General features: G+C 39.3%; 16 protein-coding genes. 5 read left to right on the top strand and 11 right to left on the bottom strand.

The features are described from left to right. Positions 1-691 precede the first annotated feature (691 nt). Both L1077_RS09790 and L1077_RS09785 read right to left on the bottom strand, forming a co-directional pair. The gene (locus tag L1077_RS09790; protein WP_237136662.1) at positions 692-2,728 is read right to left on the bottom strand and encodes an alpha/beta hydrolase family protein; all 2,037 of its coding nucleotides are present in this window, start codon (positions 2,726-2,728) and stop codon (positions 692-694) included. 268 nt (positions 2,729-2,996) lie between these two features. Continuing rightward, the gene (locus L1077_RS09785; RefSeq protein WP_237136661.1) at positions 2,997-3,785 is read right to left on the bottom strand and encodes a helix-turn-helix domain-containing protein; all 789 of its coding nucleotides are present in this window, start codon (positions 3,783-3,785) and stop codon (positions 2,997-2,999) included. A 95-nt stretch (positions 3,786-3,880) separates the two neighbouring features. On the opposite strand from L1077_RS09785, the gene L1077_RS09780 reads away from it, so the two are divergent. Further along, entirely contained in the window at positions 3,881-4,252 is a 372-nt protein-coding gene (locus L1077_RS09780; protein ID WP_237136660.1) for a DUF3224 domain-containing protein, read from the top strand. A gap of 234 nt (positions 4,253-4,486) precedes the next feature. Next, complete coding sequence (locus tag L1077_RS09775) at positions 4,487-6,436, top strand: fibrinogen-like YCDxxxxGGGW domain-containing protein (RefSeq protein WP_237136659.1); 1,950 nt, start codon at positions 4,487-4,489, stop codon at positions 6,434-6,436. Between the two features lie 313 nt (positions 6,437-6,749). Here L1077_RS09775 and L1077_RS09770 read toward each other — a convergent pair whose 3' ends face one another. Continuing rightward, a complete protein-coding gene (locus tag L1077_RS09770; RefSeq protein ID WP_237136658.1) occupies positions 6,750-7,742 on the bottom strand; it encodes a hypothetical protein in 993 nt (330 codons plus the stop codon). Between the two features lie 13 nt (positions 7,743-7,755). Continuing rightward, on the bottom strand, positions 7,756-8,145 hold the full coding sequence (locus tag L1077_RS09765; RefSeq protein ID WP_237136657.1) for a hypothetical protein: 390 nt from the start codon (positions 8,143-8,145) through the stop codon (positions 7,756-7,758). 532 nt (positions 8,146-8,677) lie between these two features. On the opposite strand from L1077_RS09765, the gene L1077_RS09760 reads away from it, so the two are divergent. Then, positions 8,678-10,030 (top strand): M24 family metallopeptidase, encoded by a 1,353-nt coding sequence (locus L1077_RS09760; RefSeq protein ID WP_237136656.1) that lies wholly within the window; start codon positions 8,678-8,680, stop codon positions 10,028-10,030. A 71-nt stretch (positions 10,031-10,101) separates the two neighbouring features. On the opposite strand, the gene L1077_RS09755 is transcribed toward L1077_RS09760, so the two are convergent. Genes L1077_RS09755 through L1077_RS09745 form a run of 3 tightly spaced genes read right to left on the bottom strand, consistent with a single transcriptional unit; the run spans position 10,102 to position 11,411 of the window. After that, complete coding sequence (locus L1077_RS09755) at positions 10,102-10,749, bottom strand: DUF6058 family natural product biosynthesis protein (RefSeq protein WP_237136655.1); 648 nt, start codon at positions 10,747-10,749, stop codon at positions 10,102-10,104. Between the two features lies 1 nt (position 10,750). Beyond that, positions 10,751-11,077: an antibiotic biosynthesis monooxygenase family protein gene (locus tag L1077_RS09750; protein WP_237136654.1), complete on the bottom strand. Its 327-nt coding sequence runs from the start codon at positions 11,075-11,077 to the stop codon at positions 10,751-10,753. 1 nt (position 11,078) lies between these two features. Beyond that, positions 11,079-11,411, bottom strand: coding sequence for an NIPSNAP family protein (locus L1077_RS09745; protein ID WP_237136653.1), 333 nt, complete (start codon positions 11,409-11,411; stop codon positions 11,079-11,081). A gap of 84 nt (positions 11,412-11,495) precedes the next feature. Between L1077_RS09745 and L1077_RS09740 the strand changes: the two genes are divergently transcribed. Together L1077_RS09740 and L1077_RS09735 are read left to right on the top strand one after the other, a co-directional pair. Further along, positions 11,496-12,185, top strand: a complete 690-nt coding sequence (locus L1077_RS09740) for an ArsR/SmtB family transcription factor (RefSeq protein WP_237136652.1) — start codon at positions 11,496-11,498, stop codon at positions 12,183-12,185. Positions 12,186-12,379: 194 nt separating this feature from the next. Continuing rightward, positions 12,380-13,447 carry an esterase-like activity of phytase family protein gene (locus tag L1077_RS09735; RefSeq protein ID WP_237136651.1) on the top strand — a complete coding sequence of 356 codons (1,068 nt, stop codon included), beginning with the start codon at positions 12,380-12,382 and terminating at the stop codon, positions 13,445-13,447. A 106-nt stretch (positions 13,448-13,553) separates the two neighbouring features. On the opposite strand, the gene L1077_RS09730 is transcribed toward L1077_RS09735, so the two are convergent. From L1077_RS09730 to L1077_RS09715, 4 genes are all read right to left on the bottom strand, one after another. Then, the gene (locus L1077_RS09730; protein WP_237136650.1) at positions 13,554-14,036 is read right to left on the bottom strand and encodes a helix-turn-helix domain-containing protein; all 483 of its coding nucleotides are present in this window, start codon (positions 14,034-14,036) and stop codon (positions 13,554-13,556) included. A gap of 256 nt (positions 14,037-14,292) precedes the next feature. Then, entirely contained in the window at positions 14,293-15,108 is an 816-nt protein-coding gene (locus L1077_RS09725; protein WP_237136649.1) for a DUF4437 domain-containing protein, read from the bottom strand. Positions 15,109-15,399: 291 nt separating this feature from the next. Continuing rightward, on the bottom strand, positions 15,400-15,909 hold the full coding sequence (locus tag L1077_RS09720) for a phosphoribosyl-AMP cyclohydrolase (protein WP_196760633.1): 510 nt from the start codon (positions 15,907-15,909) through the stop codon (positions 15,400-15,402). A 467-nt stretch (positions 15,910-16,376) separates the two neighbouring features. Beyond that, the gene (locus L1077_RS09715) at positions 16,377-17,363 is read right to left on the bottom strand and encodes an acyl-CoA desaturase (RefSeq protein WP_237136648.1); all 987 of its coding nucleotides are present in this window, start codon (positions 17,361-17,363) and stop codon (positions 16,377-16,379) included. Positions 17,364-17,392 lie beyond the last annotated feature (29 nt).

The raw sequence follows: 17,392 nt of genomic DNA, 5'->3' as shown, positions 1-17,392 counted from the left end.
AATAAACAAAATAACAAAAAAGATAATTATAATAAAATAACAAAACAAAAATCAAACATATATAACAATAAATAAACAATAAATAAACAATAAATTGGAGGGTGGAATTCGAAATATTAAGAGGGATATCAAGTCCAAGCTAAAGATGAGGCGTTTAGATTAATAAAAAAGACAAAGTGTGGGCTTTCATTGGTTAAATGTATTCGTCTCAATGTGTAATTTGAGGAGTAAATCCGCCACGCTCATTTATAAATAAATTACTATTTTAATATTAAGTTATGAATTTAACCTTTTACCTTATTAAAAAATTGCAATATCTAGTTTTTTTGATTAAACCCACACTTCTCAGAAATACATAAACAAGGATCCCCAGAAAGTACCCATGTTTTCTTGAAATTGATGACGCTGAAAAATTGGAAAGGTACACAGTTATCTACTGTACTATTATTTGGGGCATGTCATTTTATTTATTTTTAATCTCATCGTTGTACTCAATACAGCAAACAATAAAGACGAACAAAATACAAGCAATGGATATATCACTTTTTGAGTGACAGTTTAAGAAGGGATAAAAGCTGCCCTAGCAGCCTTTGAGGAATAACTTTAAATCGAACGCAGATGCTTCAGTCAAATTGCAAAAAAGATTTACTATACAAAAGTGACTTAGACATCCGCTTCTATTACCTATCAATTATTTATTATACCGTTCAAACCATTCTAGTATATGTTCAATTCGCGCTACTAAATTTGTAGGCTTTCCTGAACGAGATAAAGAATGTGTTTCGCCCTTGAACACAACCATTTCAACTGGTACTTCGTTCACTTTAAGCGCGTAAAACCACTCTTGTGCTTGGCCTATGGGTGTGATCATGTCTGCATCACTATGGATAATAAGCGTGGGCGTAGAGACTTTATCAGCATACTTTAATGGCGACCTATCCCAGTATGCATCAAAATTATTCCACAAGTGACCACCAAACTCTTTCGTCATTTGGCTAGGCGTATACTCTTGCGTACCCGCTTCTGATATCCAAGAGCTCACGCTGCGCTGAGTGACTGCGGCTTTGAACCTATCTGTTTTTGTCGTTATCCAATTCGTTAAAAAACCACCATGACTTCCACCGGTAATGAATAGCTTGTCTTTATCCATCCAAGTATTTTTAGCTAATACATTATCTAAAAACTGAATATTATCTTGATAGTCAGCACCGCCATAGTCTTTACGTACTGCTTGACTGTGTTTAATGCCATAGCCGCTACTACCGCGATAGTTCACATACACTACTGCATACCCTTGTGCCACATACATTTGATTTTCAAAGAACCATTGATGACCCCACATACCACCAGGACCGCCTTTGATATTTAAAATCACTGGATATGACTTATTTTTATCAAAATTAAGTGGTTTATGAACAAAACCCTGAACCTTCATGCCTTTATCATTTATAAACCACACTGCTTGTGCAGCAGACAGAGCTTTCTCAGAGCGCAACTTATCATTAAATGTAGTTAGCTGGTTTAACTTGTTATTATTTAAGTCTAAGCGGTATAACTCGGGTAATTCAGTTGAGCTCTCCGCGGTAAATACCAAATATCGACCGTCTTGTGACACAGCTAAATTATCAATTTTTTGGTTTTTATCTAGCAACTTGGTGACTTTACCGCTGTTAACTGACACAGAAAACAGTCGCTTTGCGCCATGATCATTTGCTGTAAAATAAAGTTGCGTGTTATCTGGCGACCAAATTGCAGATGTGGCGTTTCTGTCAAAGTTTTTAGTCAGATTGAATGGCTTTTTACCTTTACCGGCCAACAACAAGAGATCAGTTTGCTCGTAGGTGTCTTCAGAATGTAAATAAACTAGTGCCTCACTATTTGGCGCCAACGCCGCACTATATTGCGAATGAGGATGGTGAGTTATTTGCGTAGTGTTTTTAGACGCCAGCTCTAAACGATAAACATCACTGTTTTCATTGCCTTCATAAGCTTGCCCGGTTTTATTTGCATGATAGTAAATGTGCGCACCATCATTGGAGATCACTGGGCCTTGTGCATTCCAGCTAATGCCAGATGTTAGCTGACTAAGCGCTTGAGTTTTTATGTCATATTCGAATAAATGCGTTCGTTTATCACTTAAATAGCCCGAACCGTTCGAAATATACTTGGCATTTTTAATGATAACAGTGTCTGGCTCAGCACGCTTTTTAGCTGACTTGTCTTCAGCCTCTTTATCTTCATCTGCATCTTGTGAGTCCTCAACGCGCAGTGATAAGAGTAGCTTGTCACCAGATGGAAACCATTCAAAAGATGAAAGGCTTTGCGTCAATGAAGTAACTTGTTTAGCTTCACCACCATTAGCTGGCATAACAAATACTTGTGACTTACCATCCACTGAGCGTATAAAAGCAACTTGGCTGCCATCTTTTGACCATTTAGGAGACCAATCGTCCTTGCCTTGGGTAAACTCTGAGACTACACCCTGCTTATTTATTTTATAAATTTGATTATCTCTGCCACTGGCATCATCGTTAACCGTTTGCTTTACAAACAAAATGACATCGTTATTTGGCGATATTTGCGGACTGTTCATGTACACAAAATCAAAGTAATCTTCTGGTACTAATCCTGTTTTGAGTTCTTCTTGTGCTGCGCTATGCCATGAGCCAAGCGCAGTTGAAAGTAATAGTAAGCTAGGTAAGCTAACAGACTTTAATTTTCGTATCATAATATTGTTCCGAATTACGTATTTCATTATGTTACTAAATATAATGTTTCCTTAACATTTATTAGAGATAGGACGCAATTTTGTGCTTTGAATTGACTAGTAACGGCCTAAAGTTGCTTAGCCTGATAAACATGTATGGTTAGAAAGCGCAATCATTGGGACAATGATGTACTGATGGGGTCATAAAGTTAGAGTGTATGCAAAAGATAAGCTCAAACCTAACTGGGAATTCGATAAGGCATGATAGCTTGTTATACGCTCACAACTCTTATTTAAGATACTGGCCAGGTGTGATGCCAATAATCTCTTTAAAGTCACGGATCAAATGAGCTTGGTCAGTATAACCGAGTAATTCAACAACACCTAAAATGTCTATACTGCCTATTTCTAGCTGCTTTAATACTTGGTGCAAACGATATTTGCGAATAAGCCACTTCGGTTTTAATCCAACATGCTTATTAAATACTCGCTGGATAGCCCTTTTTGAAAGGTTGGTTTTTAAAGAGAGAGCCTCAACGGAAAAAATATTAGTATCATTCTTTATCAGTGTACAAAGCGCCAAGGCTTGGCGCTGGGTTACACAAGAGTCCGCTGTGTAATTTAATAAAAATGCACTGAGTGTATTAAATATATCTTTGTCTGATTCAACATCGAGCAAAGGTAACAGTCTGCTTTCAACTTGGTCGGAAAATATTTCTCTCGCAAAAAACTCCTTATCCACATATTGACTGAGCGGTTTGTCTAATAAATGTGATAACGCTCCGATATTAAACTTAACGCCAAGTATTCTACCTTTGTCCTTCATAGTATAAGTATATAATTTACTCACTGGACCTATCAGTTTAACTTGATGTGCTTCTACCACTAAGTGAAAGTTCGGATCAGGTAAATTGTTTTGAATATGGGGTTTATCTCCACTCAATTGCCAGTCTACAAACCAAAATTGCTCAATTAAACCCTCAAGTTGAACTTGTGGAAAATATCTACGTAAATCATAATTTTTGTTGCCTGCTTTATGATGCAAGACACCCGCCACACTCGTATTATTCTCTTGCAAAACTTCCAATCCATTTGTTTGTCGCGTTTTTACAATACCAGATGTCAATTCAAATGCTAAGCTGCAAAAAAACACTCACACGAGAGAAACTAACAATGAAACTTACAGGTATATTTCAAGTAAACGATTGGCAAGAATCAGATGTCGCTTTGCTCGCCGATGGCAAAAAAATAAGCAATGCCACTGTACAACAGGCATATGAAGGCGACCTCATTGGCACTAGTACGGTGCATTATCAGCTGTACTATGACCGTAAAGGCAACGCTGTATTTAATGGCTTTGAAGTATTTAAATACGCTAACAACGAAGAAAACATGCTGGTTATTCGTCATAAAGGACAATTTATCAATGGTATAGCATCAAGCGCTTTTACCATCATAGACTGTAAATATGATCAGGGTATGATAGGAAAAACAGGTAACTTCAAGTCAATAGGAGACCAAAAATCCGTCTACTCATTTGAGTAGTGCAGTATCCAGTATGTACTGAATACGTCCATCTAAAATCATATTTTATGAGCTGTGTATCTAATCGCATAAATATACAGCCCACTAACAAATAACACACATTTTATATGAGTATAATTATTTATATAAAACAAACAATTAAGTTGTTATTTCCTATTCAAAAAAACGCCTTTATTCGATACTATTCGCACTACAATAATAGAAAATATCTCAAGACAAACAATAAGGATGACTATGTTTAAACTTCTTGGTATTTGCTCTTTGGCTTTTGCCGCCGCCGCTAGTGCTCAACCATTTACCCTCATCGAAGACGTCAAAATATCAGACCAAAAAATCACTATACCGATCAATGGATTTAACGATCCGGTTGTATTTGCTTCCATACCCACTTTTAATGATCCGCAAGCGGGTGTTGTGTCAATTTCAAACGTGACCGATTCAAGTTTTGATGTTCAATTTAAAGAATGGCCGTATTTAGATGGCCAACATGGCGAAGAGCGTGTTGCCTTTTTAGTTGCAGAAAAAGGACGCCACCAGCTTCAAGATGGGAGTTTTTGGGAAATTGGTGAATTCACCATGAATGGTGGTTCCACGCATCAATTTTTTAACGAAAGCTTTGCCCATACACCGCATATTTTACTCAGTGGTCAAACACAAAATGACCCCGATGCCTATTCATTGCGTGTATCAAGCGCATCAGCACTAACCTTCGGTGTTGCACTCGATGAGCAAGAGGCGGGAAATAATCATGCTGAAGAGTCGATTGGTTACCTTGCCGTTTATAGTCCTACCAATGCAGGGATCACACACAATAATGAAGCTTATGAGTTGACGCACCAAGCCATTAACCAAGAAGGGTTTCAAACCGTCAATGGAAAGCTGCTCGTACAAGAGGAGCAATCACGTGACACCGAAACCGACCATTTACTTGAAATCATAAATATCCTAACCGTTAAGAATAAGCTGTTTGCTCAGGATATTACTCACTATGGCAAAGATACGATGGCCCTTCGTCTAGATACTGGTAGTCAATTTGCCATTGACCCTGGTGAAGCAACTGGACAATATGGCAACATTGCACTGCTAGGCAGCAATGGGCTAACTGAGGCCTCTTACACCGCTAGTAACACTTATTCAAAAGATAGCCCTTCAGGCGCATTTGATGGCTTTAACAACGGTCTACGAGTAAACATTGACTCTCCAAAGCGCATCAGGCGTGGGATATGGGTCTCTCTACTCGAGCAAGAACACTGGCTACAAGTCGCGTTTGAGCGCAATGCGCACATCACTTCTTTTAGAGTCATGCTTTATAAAGAAGCTGAAGCCATGGGGCCAAAAGAAGTTACCCTGCAAGTTTCGCAAGATAATGTGCACTTTAGAGACCACGAGACTTTCACAGTGCCAATGGGCCTTAACCAGCTTGTTACTTTAACAGAGCCTGCTATCGGGAAGTACATCAGGCTAAAAATTCACTCTACACATAATAGTGCTAGCTCCATGCGTGTAATAGGCGAATTAGAGTATTATGGCGGCTTCGTCACACATGATACCGTCATAGAACCTGAAGACCCAACACCGATTGAAGGCACCACATGCGCTTCAATAAAACAGCAAACACCAAATGCAACCACCGGGATTTATCAGATAGACCCAGATGGAAATGGCGGTGAGCCTGCATTCTATGCGCATTGTGAAATGACTCTTAATGGAGGTGGCTGGACACTGGTAGCAAACCACTCGGATGGGCTAAATGAATTGGTTGTTACTTCACCGGTCACGGAGGTGACTAACGGCGTATTACCAGCAGCACAATGGCAGAATATTCAAAAGCAGATGACTTCAGGTATGATGTTTGTAGATGAGTACAATCAGGTTTCACAAATCAGTAAAGCTAAATTAACCAACGCTAACTGTGTTTCCGTGCAACAAAATGCCGATTTAAGCCAGCCCAAAGTCCCGTATGATACAGCTGTCCTATGGCAACACGAAGGAACTGGATGTAGCCTATCCGGTCTTGATTACTCATTTATCAGTTTAAGTACAAAGCCAACAAGCCGTGGTGATGGTTACACGCGCAATGGCGCTTCGCTATATCAGCATAATGTTAAGTTTGACCTCTGGCCATATAACAACGGCGTATACAGTGGTGCGGAACAAAACACTTTACTGTACTACGTTAAATAAATATTGCGCCGACTCGCTAATGGAGTCGGCCTTCTATTTCTGTATCAATAGGCGATGGGTAAGATTGTGCAATCTTGTATATAAGTGCAGGCCTCGGCTCGCTATTCAAATACATATTATGTAAAAAGCAAGATTGGGTATAAAACACTGGAAGACAAACCTGATTATCATGCACATTAGCTAGCTGAAACTGGCGTTTATCGTTTCAAATAACCTACGAAAAGATAATTAGTTAAAAAGTCATGATAAAAACTAAAGGAATTAATACGATAAACAAACTAAGTATGCTTGTATATCAGTAAAAACAAACTCATTATTTTTTATTAGTTCCCAAATAAACCTTTGCTTCGACTTTACCCGCCTCTTTAACAACAAGTTTTAGGTTTGTATCTTTTCTAAGTCCCTCATCTTTCGGGTAGAGGTTGTAATCATTCCAATGCAGCGCGGTATTTACTCTCGAAGCATCGAAAGCATCTCTTTTTTGCAATCTCAATAGTGTTTTTTCTAGCGCTTCAAGCTTTTTCTGCCCACTCCCAACCATTAATTCAAAGCCAATGTAAGTTTCAACCTGCTCATTGATCTCAATCTGGATCCCTATTAAAGGCCATTCATCTCCAGCAAGTGTGAAGAGAGTTTCTACATCTGACATAGCGCCGCTCCAACCGACTTTTCGAAGCCATGGAATAATCTTTGGTGGGGGTAAATATAATGTCAACCTAATACCACTCTCCCCTCTTGGAGCAAGAGGTGCTATATGGCTAATGTTGTACCCAAATGGAAGAGCATCAGCACACCGTTTAAAACTAGACTCTAGATTTGCCGTAATTGGCATATCACTAATAAGATCCATTGTTTTCACAAAGTCTTGCCAAGCCTGTTGAGTACTGACATTCTTTTTTAAAAAGTTATTCCTTAGATTGGGATCTATTGACGCTGTAACCAAAGTAGTTTGCGTCACATCATCAATCATGTCACATTCAAACCAAATAACAGCATCTTCAATGCAGTCTTTCTTGGTATATAACCGCTCAGAGATCTTTTTAATATCTTTTATAGTCGTATTATCAGAGTTTTTATACTTTAAACATTGCGCATAAAACTTTTCTATATCACTACTATGTATCTCTACCAAAAAATCTGTTCTTGTATCGTTTTCTGCCAAACGAACTTCAAAAATAGTCGATAACCATACCGCTTCAAAAAGTGATGTAATCTCAGTTGTCATCTCATATATACGAGATGACAACTGTACTGTAGATTCTTGTTCAACTATATCTGCAACGGCTTCTTGTAAGCTATAGTCCACGCGAATAGCCTGCTTAGTTCACTACATAAATGGCAGTATCTGCAACCTGACCATCTTCTGACATTATCTGAAGAGAAGCTTGTTTTACCCCCTCGGTAAGATTTGCATCTGTAGGAATACACATAGTTACTACGACATTACACTCATCATTATTCAGAATAGCTTTACTCTCTTTCTTCTGCACTTTAATGGGTGAAGGCGCGAGATTGTGAATATAAATAGTACTTTCTTCTATTTCCAACGCATTGATATTATCCACTTCTTTTTGCTCAATGGGACTACCACTCACTTTTTCAAGCGGCAATGTAAGCGTCACTTCCTCTCCCAGGATCACTGGATTATTTTCACTCCCACCTAAACCCGTTGGATTTTGCAGTACTATTTGGTCAAAGTGCCAGCCCATAAAGATTCTCCTTTGTTATTAATTTAGATAAATATCGCGTCTTTCATTTTAGCTTGATAAAAGCAATTTGCTTATCTATAGACTACAGATAAAACTATATTTATCAGATGAATAGACGACTTTTTTGAAGCTTTTTAATTTTATACACAGCATTAGTGCCAATCAATAAAAAACGAAAGATAAGCAATTTAATCAATGATTTATCATTACTCACTTGACATACTCAAGTCATTAAAACCTAGTTCTTTTGCAACCAAATACTTAATTACACAAGCCACAGTTTAGCGAGTCCATGTCAACCATTATGAATAATGACTAAAAGACAGGATTATATTATTCATATCATTATTTCTACTCTCTATTAGTTGTGTAAATAGTACTTAGTTGTAATTCGTAGCATTTAGGTTGCTGTTAAATACGCATTGCCATACTATTTTAGGCCCTTACTAACAATAAATACTCGATCTTTTAGGTAAGCTAATTCAATGCAGACCTTTAAGGTCTATATAAGCAAATAAACGGTAGGACCATTATGCACAAGTTTTTTGGACTATTTGGGGCCGTACTAGGCCTGAGCACATCATTGTCTGCACAAGAATTTACACAAGGGCGCGAAGTAACAGAGCTGCCCGATATCCTCAGTTTTAAAGAGCGTGTAGAGCCGATAAATCAAATGGTCACAGATAGGCTCGACAATCTATTACCAAAGCTCATGGATGAAGCCGATTTAGACATGTGGCTCGTCATTAATCGTGAATATGGTGAAGATAAATTGTTTTATACACTTGTGCCACAGCCCACTTTTGCAGCAAGACGCACAACCTTATTAGTGTTCTCTAAAAAGCCGGATGGCAGCGTAGAGCGATTCAGTGTTAGCCGCTATCCAATTGGGGATCTATACCCTACTGTCTGGAAAGGCGGCAGCAATGAAGAGCAATGGCAGCGTTTAGCTGAAGTGATTGCTGAGAAAGACCCAAAACGCATTGGTATAAACATCAGTGAAGATTGGGCATTAGCTGATGGCTTAAGTGTTGGCCTGCATAATCAACTGAAAAAGTATTTACCTAGAAAATATGAAAAACGCTTGGTCAGTGCAGAAAACTTGGTAATTAGATGGCTAGAAACAAGAAGTGAAAAAGAGCTTAACGTCTATCCACAAGCTGTTACTATTGCAAGACGCGTGATAGCGGAAGCATTCTCAAACAAAGTGATCACTCCGGGCGTCACCACAACAACAGATGTTGAGTGGTATCTTCGTGAACGTTTTGAAGAGTTGCAGTTACGACCTTGGTTCCAACCTTATGTGAATATTCAGCGCCGTGGTGATAATCCGCCAAAAGATGAAGTGTTTATGGGCAAATACAATCGCGTTATTTTACCTGGAGACATTATTCATACTGATGTTGGCATATGCTACTTAAACCAATGTACTGATACACAAGAGATGGGTTACGTTTTAAAGCTCAATGAAACAGATGTGCCAAAAGGACTGAAAAATGCGATGTCAGTAGGCAATCGCTGGCAAGATATTCTCACAGAGAACTTTAAAACTGGACTAACGGGCAATCAAATTTTAGCCGAGACCATCAAAGATAGCCAAGCTGCTAATATTATCAGTAGTACCTACACGCACCCTCTCGGTTTTGTAGGCCATGCTCCGGGCCCAACGATAGGCATGTGGGATAACCAAGGCCCGACACCTATCCAAGGTGACTGGAAACTATATCCAAATACAGTTTACGCAATTGAAGGCAACATTAAGGTGCAATTGCCAGAATGGGATAACCAATGGATCCAAGTCAAACTAGAACAAGACGCAGTGTTTGATGGTAAACAAGTTTGGTATTTGGCTGGTAGACAAACCAAGTGGCATTTAATTAGATAAAGGCTTAACTCAGTCTTTTTAACGAAAAACATAGAGCCACTTTGAGTGGCTTTATGTTTTATTCATAAACCTCAACGAGATAAACTTTCTAACCGCGCTAATAATTGATGCTGTTGAGACAAGGCACGTTCGTGCGGCGCAAATTGACTTCCCACTTTTTTTAAACAGCTTACTGCTCGCGACAAAAGCGCTTGCTCTGTGACAGATAAAGATGTTTTATCCAGTAAAGTACGGATGGTTGTCACCGCCAGTTCTTTACTTAAAATATCAAACGGTGAGCCCCTTTTCGTACACACACCATAGGTGCCTGCTAAAAAGTGCGGCCACTGCTGCGCAATAAATTCATCAAATGCAGTCATTATTTTAGTATCATCCAACCAAAACACATTTTCTGATAGTCTGTCTTTTGCTTGATAGAATAACCGAGCAAATTCAGTCAATGCTTCTTGCGGTGTATCATATCTAACGCACTTTTTTAGCCAGCCTGCGTATGCTTTGGGGTAAAAATACACCAGCTGTTGGCTAGCATGGCTACCAAAATAAGAATGACACGTGAGTGACATATCAAGCTTGTAAGACGCTTTTGGCATGATAGAACGCATTTGTAGTTGAATGAACTCAGACTCTGACACATTACTGCGATTCAATAATTCTGAGCCTGTATAAAAATACTCCGTTAAATACTTAATCAGTGCCAAATTGCAGGCTGTGCTCTGCATTTTAGACCTCATTTGGAGCCTGCGTCTTACTCATATCATAATCTCTGATGATATTGGCAACACGTAATCTAAAATCCAAAAACAGCTCAGATTTGCCGATATATTGAGCTCGTCTGTGCTCAAATTGGTCTCGCCAGCCCAAAACCGACGCTTTGTCATCCCAAAACGATAGAGATAAATAGCGGTCTGAATCAGAAACATTGACAAAACGCTCAATTAAAATAAAACCAGGTTGCTTAACAAGCACGTTTTTAAGCTCAGCCGCAATATCAAAATAGGCCTCTTTTCCTTCTGGTTTGAGATTGACTTCAAATATAACTGCAATCATCTTACATGGCTCCAATTTGCTTTAATGTGCTCTCTACGCCTCTGAGAAAGTAGCGCCTTTCGTGCAAAATAAAACTTTCTCGTAGCGCAAATTCAAAGTTTGCTTGAGCGTGTTCATCAGCGCTTAATCTGAGGCGGTATGCCTCGTATTCTGCAAGGCTGGAAAATGCAATCAGACCATAAGCTCGCTTATGGTCCCCTTCGTAAGGCATAAAGTAGCCAATCAACTCGCCCCCCAATCTAGGAATAATTTCACCCCAATTTTTCGAGTATTGGTTAAACTGCGCTAATTTACTTGGGTCAATTTCGTATTCTATAAAACAGGTCATATACATTGGATTTGCTTCCTTTATTGTTTTGAGGCAGTCTAACGCTTTGAAAATGTTATGCTTCGATGCACATCGAACTATTAAGAAGTTATGGAACCAAATATATCTCTCGTCGCTGGGTTAATTGCAGATCCTGCTCGTTCAAAAATGTTAATGGCCCTAATGGGTGGGAAAGCCTTAACTGCAACCGAGCTATCAATTGAAGCAGAGATCACTGCGCAAACAGCCAGTAGTCACCTCGGGAAATTAGTCGACGGCGAGCTATTGCAAGTTCGAAAGCAAGGTCGTCACAAGTATTTTCAATTAAAAGGGCAACACATTGCTGTGATGCTAGAGCAGCTATTGGTTATTACCTCCCTATCCAAGCCACAAACAGCCACAGGTCCAAGTGATCCAAGGCTGCAATTTGCAAGAGTATGTTACGACCACTTAGCTGGTGAGTTAGGCGTTAAGCTTTATGACGCATTAGTATCTGAGGATATGCTTCAAGATATGGGAGAGCAGTCTGTACTCACTGAAAAAGGTAAAAAGCATTTTACTAGCTTAGGCGTTGATGTCGCAGCCCTTGAAAAAGCGAAACGACCTATGTGTAAATCCTGCCTAGATTGGAGTGAAAGAAGAAACCACTTAGCTGGCAGTTTAGGAAAGTGGATATTGGATTTCACATTTGAAAAGAAATGGGCAGAAAGAGACTTAGATAGTCGTGCTATTGCATTTTCGGCCAAAGGGCTGAAATCTTTCCGTGAAACATTTTTAATAAATCCTGATGTCCAGAATTAACCCGTGTTTACTCAGCAACGTGTAAATAGATAGATACATATACAAACTGCCTACGCTTTGCCCTGAGCCACATGAAAAAATACTTAATCGCCATAAAAAGTTTAAATTAACTAATTTTTTATTCGTTTTGTGATGCAAACTTAACGTTACCCGCGTATATTCCTCGGTTCTATTTCATTTGTTGATAAAACATTATGCGCAATTATTTATTCTTGGCCTTGTTCGCCCCCTTTTTTACTTACTCAAACACGATTGAACTTTCCTATTTAGATGAGTTCATTGTACCTGCTGACTTAAAGGTCGATGGAGACTCTGTAGGTGGCTTATCAAGTATCGAATACGCCAATGGCAAATATCTGATGATAGCGGATGATGCTGACAAACCAAGGTACTTCACTGCAAGTATTCAAATCAAAGACAACAAATTTAAAAGTGTAAAGGTTGAAAAGTCTGTCCAACTCATTGATAAAAATAATCCATCCGTTGTTGCAGATCCCGAAAGCCTGAGAGCACTGCCAAATAAAGGCGGTATCGCTTGGAGTAGTGAGGGCAGTATAAAATACAACAAAGCACCGGCTGTGTTTTTGCAAACAAGCACTGGTTTGACTCAGTTTGAGCTACCAAGCATGTTTGATATCAATAAATCATCGGGCCCTAGACATAACGCCGTATTCGAAGGGCTAACAATTGCACCTTCAGGAAAAGGGATGTGGGTATCAATGGAAGGCCCGCTTAAACAAGATGGTAAAAAAGCAACAATCAAGCATGGCAGTATGATCCGTATTTCTTATTTTGATTTTGCTTCAAAGCAAATGCAAAAACAATTTGCTTACTTCCTAGAGCCTATGGTTAATCGACCTGAAGCAAAACCTGATGCATTTCGCACAACTGGCCTTGTCGAAATTTTACAAATCAATGAGTATCAATTCCTGACTATGGAGCGCTCTTACACCGCAGGTATTCCAGATGGCGGAAATAGCGTCAGTATTTTCCTCATTGATATCAAAGGCGTAACCGATACATCGCAGCTAGCATCATTAAAAACAGGTCAATATCAAGCTGCTAAAAAAACCTTGGTATTGGATATGGAGTCAATCAAACATCAACTGGGCTCAAAACATATCGATAATATAGAAGGCATGACATTTGGCCCTCAGCTTTCAAATGGAAATCCAAGCTTATTAATGGTGTCTGACAATAATTTCAATATCCACGGTAAGCAGCTTAGTCAGATTTTATTGTTTGATGTGAATATTAAATAAACCGAATGAACAAATGATTTGTCAGGCAAGAATGAGCAACATAACTTTTCTGGCAAATCATAAGCTCTCTGACAAAACGATTATGTCTTTAGGCTATGCTATTACCTTACTCTTTATCGCTGCTATTAAGTAACCTCTTTTGACTTAAAAAGTCATAGAGTATGCTCAACCCGAGCAACACAAAGCCAGCTATAAAGCACACTCCGCCAAAATCTAAATATCTAAAGTTGCCATGCATTTCATACTGTTGATTAAAGTCAGCACCTTTAAGTGTCGGAATTAGAATATCAATTATCCACAGCCCAAAGAACAGACTTGCACCAGCAAATGCCAAGAGCCATGCGTATTTACATATAAATCTAAAAGTAGTGTTTTCGACTCGATTTGAGGCCTGAAGTGCGACCGGTGAAACCCCAAAAACAGACGCCAGTGCTTTTGTGGTTTCTAACGATGAAGCACCCGTTTTTTCCACTCGCTGAATCGTCCTTACACTCAACCCGCTCGCAGCAGCGAGTTCATCTTGACTCCAACATTTGGCCATACGCAACTTATAGATTTTTTCTTTACTCAGCTTCACATCCTGACTCATTTTTGACCATCCTTTTAACATGATAATAAAAGGTTATGATACTAACTGTAAGCAAAATTTGTTCTGACAGAAGCCTGTCGCCATCATGACATTGCCCTGACACAAAAGCGACAACCCAGTGGAATAGAATGTTTTAAATGACAATACCAATTAGTGGCTCTTAAGAAGAACCACTAGAGATTTTCAATCATTTTTGGAGCAGTAAAAGCTGAGCATTTAAGCTTACAAAGTACTGTTCGCTTCAGTGGACTCCCCGTCAATAAACTTCAAATTGACCGTTTGTTCGGATGTAAAAAATGGCATCTTCGTTACCACGGTTCTTGATAACATGCTTAAACTCAGTAGTAGACCCAACGTAACTCCCTTTGCTAAGCGTAACTTTCATTTGTTCGTCAGACTGATATACAACTCTGCCAGCAATCAATACAGCCCTAAACTCATTGGCTTTACTCGCTATCACGCCACTAAATTTTGCAGGTAGCTTAATCATTACCCCTCTCGTGGCTGAATAACTGCCCCACAGGAAAGTCTGCTCCACCCCTGTCGCTTTAATGTGCTTTAACGTTTGTTTTTCCGACCAAACAATATTGTTTTTATGCAGGTTCAGAGGCAGTTCACCACTATTAAACGCTTGTTTAGACGGTTTTACCAAGTAAGGACCTGAATCAATTTCAAGATAAATCATATTGGTTTGACCGTTTGCAGCGGTTATGTGTGACTCGCCTGCTGGCTGAGTCCAAAACGACCCTTTGGGCATCCACATTTTTTCAGCACTCGGATCATCATTGTGCAATAACCCATCAATGACCACGCCACGATACAGGATATTGTGAATATGCGGCGGGGACTGAAACCCTTTGTTAAAACGCACCAACATACCTGTCGCAGTATCTTGTGTTCTATCCCCCCATAAATTCACTGCACCAGGACTCAACTTACCCCGAAGCGGATTAAGATACCCCCACTCTAAGTTGTATGTAGTAACAACCTCTGACACGTGCGCACTCGCTGAAAGTCCAAGAGGCAGCAATATAAATGAAAAACTGAATAAAACTGAAAAAACTGATCGCATAAAAGTATCTGACATTGACTTTAGTGCCGCTATCTTATGGTAAACCCCAGTCTAGGATAAGCGCATAAACACTATAAACACTTTCAAAAAAAGTTAGATAATAACCACACGCATAGCAAATCAATGCTGAGCGCCATGCTAGCGAATATTTAACTAGCTCTATTTTGTGTTTTTAATTTTGATTGAAGCCAAACTGAAGGAATTAATAAGTTAAGCTGCACAAGAGCTGATGAACAAGATAACTGTCTAATGCCTGTATGAAACAGATATTAGACAGTACTAATCAGCTGTTTATAGCTTGAAAGGAAGTGAAGAGTGGTGAAGGTTAATCTTTACATTACCCTCTTTATCTTTGATATAACCAAATGAATATTCTACTTTGATTTCTTCACCATTTTTCTTTGTAAAGTAATAATTACCCATCGACATAGCGGAATCACCATCTGTGATGATCCCTTCATTTTCCCAACGAACTTTAACATAAGGGGCCAATGCAAAGCCTTTATCTTCCGCCAAATCTTGACCTACAAAGTAAGACAATGCCTCTTTTTGAGTGCCTCTAAATTGATCAACTGACGCCAAAGTTGGCTTAAATAATACCTGACCGTCATTAAATGCATAAAACTGCTCTAAATGCTTAACTGCCGCTTTTTTCGGGTTTTTCGCTTGGCCAATTTTTACGATCCCTTCACCCCAGCCTTTTTGCGCAGCTTCTACTTCTACGGTTGTAATTGGCGCGGCTTGCGCACCCACAGACACCAATGACGCAATTGCTAGAGATAATGCAGCTAACTTAATCATGAAACTCTCCTTTTGAATGTTCTTTATTTTTTATCGCTAGTTAAACCTGATCACAATATGTGCAATCAATTTTAAGGGCTCGTTAAACCTATTACCCTAATGCGAGTACCAGTTCCTCGCTCAAAAGGACTACAGTAAAAGGCCCACCCATTGTCGTTAAAAATAAGTTATATAACAATTAACTTTGTGTAATATTACAAAGTTTCACGATTAGTGGATTCGAATAAAGAAATGGAGAAAAAACTCTACAAAATTATATAAAAAAGATTCATCTTGGTTGATCCGTTATGGCAGGTAGCGGCAAGTAAGCTCATTACAGATTAACACCTTAGGCTATTAAGCTATGAGGTTAACCACCTATCATAAAAACAATGGAGCAAGAGTTGGACAACTAATAATACGCTTACTTGCTTTAGCTCCATCTATTGGAAATCATAAAGCCCAAATTCATTCAATGCGGTAGCTGGTTAAGTATCTTTACGAAAGAATTGTGCGACTTTACAATCTTGTGGGACTCGCTCAACTCGCTGCGCAATATTATTAGACACAGTCACTAACTCAGCGCGTACAGGTAACTGCTTAGGTAATTTGATGTTTTTTACGACGCCAAGGTTATGCAAAGCGTTTAGCACCCACCAACCGGGATCCGGCTCATCCTTGTAAAGTCCTAACATGGCAGATCCTGGGTAAGCATGGTGATTGTTATGCCACGCTTCCCCCATCGACAAAAGCCCTGCCATTCTGATGTTATGCCCTTGCACTGCGGCTCCCTTAACTTCCCAAGTTTTGTCACCTTGGTTGTGCGCAAAATACCCAATCAACCAATGGCCTCCAACAGATATGACAATCCTTACTGATACACCCCATACCAGCCAAGCTAATCCACCATAAATATATAAAGGCACAGCTAAAATTAACTGCTGAAACATCCAAGTTTTTTCGAGCAATTGATAAAACCGACTTTGAGATACGCGCTCTTCTATTTCAAATGTAGGCGGGTTATTTAAGACAAGGTCACAATTAAGTTGCCACCAAGCGTCTTTTATTAACGTTGCACCATGCAATAAGTAATCATGGCATGCCTTTTGTCTTTGCGCCCAATCTCTAAGATCATGTTGGATCATCATACCTATGGGACCTGCCATACCGACTAACACCCCCAAATAGACAAATAGATACTCCATCCATTTAGGGCATTCGTATGCACGATGAATAAGCAATCGATGCATGCCTAGAGAATGTCCAAAGCATAAAGTGATCGCTGTAAGAATTATAAAGATAAGTACTGAAGAAAATGAGATAACAAAAGGAGCAATAAACAGGGTTAATACTAAGTGCGTTAAAAACCAAATAGACTTTGCAGGCTTCCACTTTACAGAGCCAGCATATGCACTTGTGACATTTTGGGAGCTAACCCTTTGCGTATTCAACATAACACCCTGTAATTTCATCATTGTAATACTGCCCTAGCTTTATTTATAAC

It is taken from the genome of Pseudoalteromonas luteoviolacea (assembly GCF_021654285.1).
Taxonomy (GTDB): Bacteria; Pseudomonadota; Gammaproteobacteria; order Enterobacterales; family Alteromonadaceae; genus Pseudoalteromonas; species Pseudoalteromonas luteoviolacea_J.
Note: the sequence above shows the minus strand (reverse complement) of the source record. Positions and strands in the feature narration are given on the sequence as shown.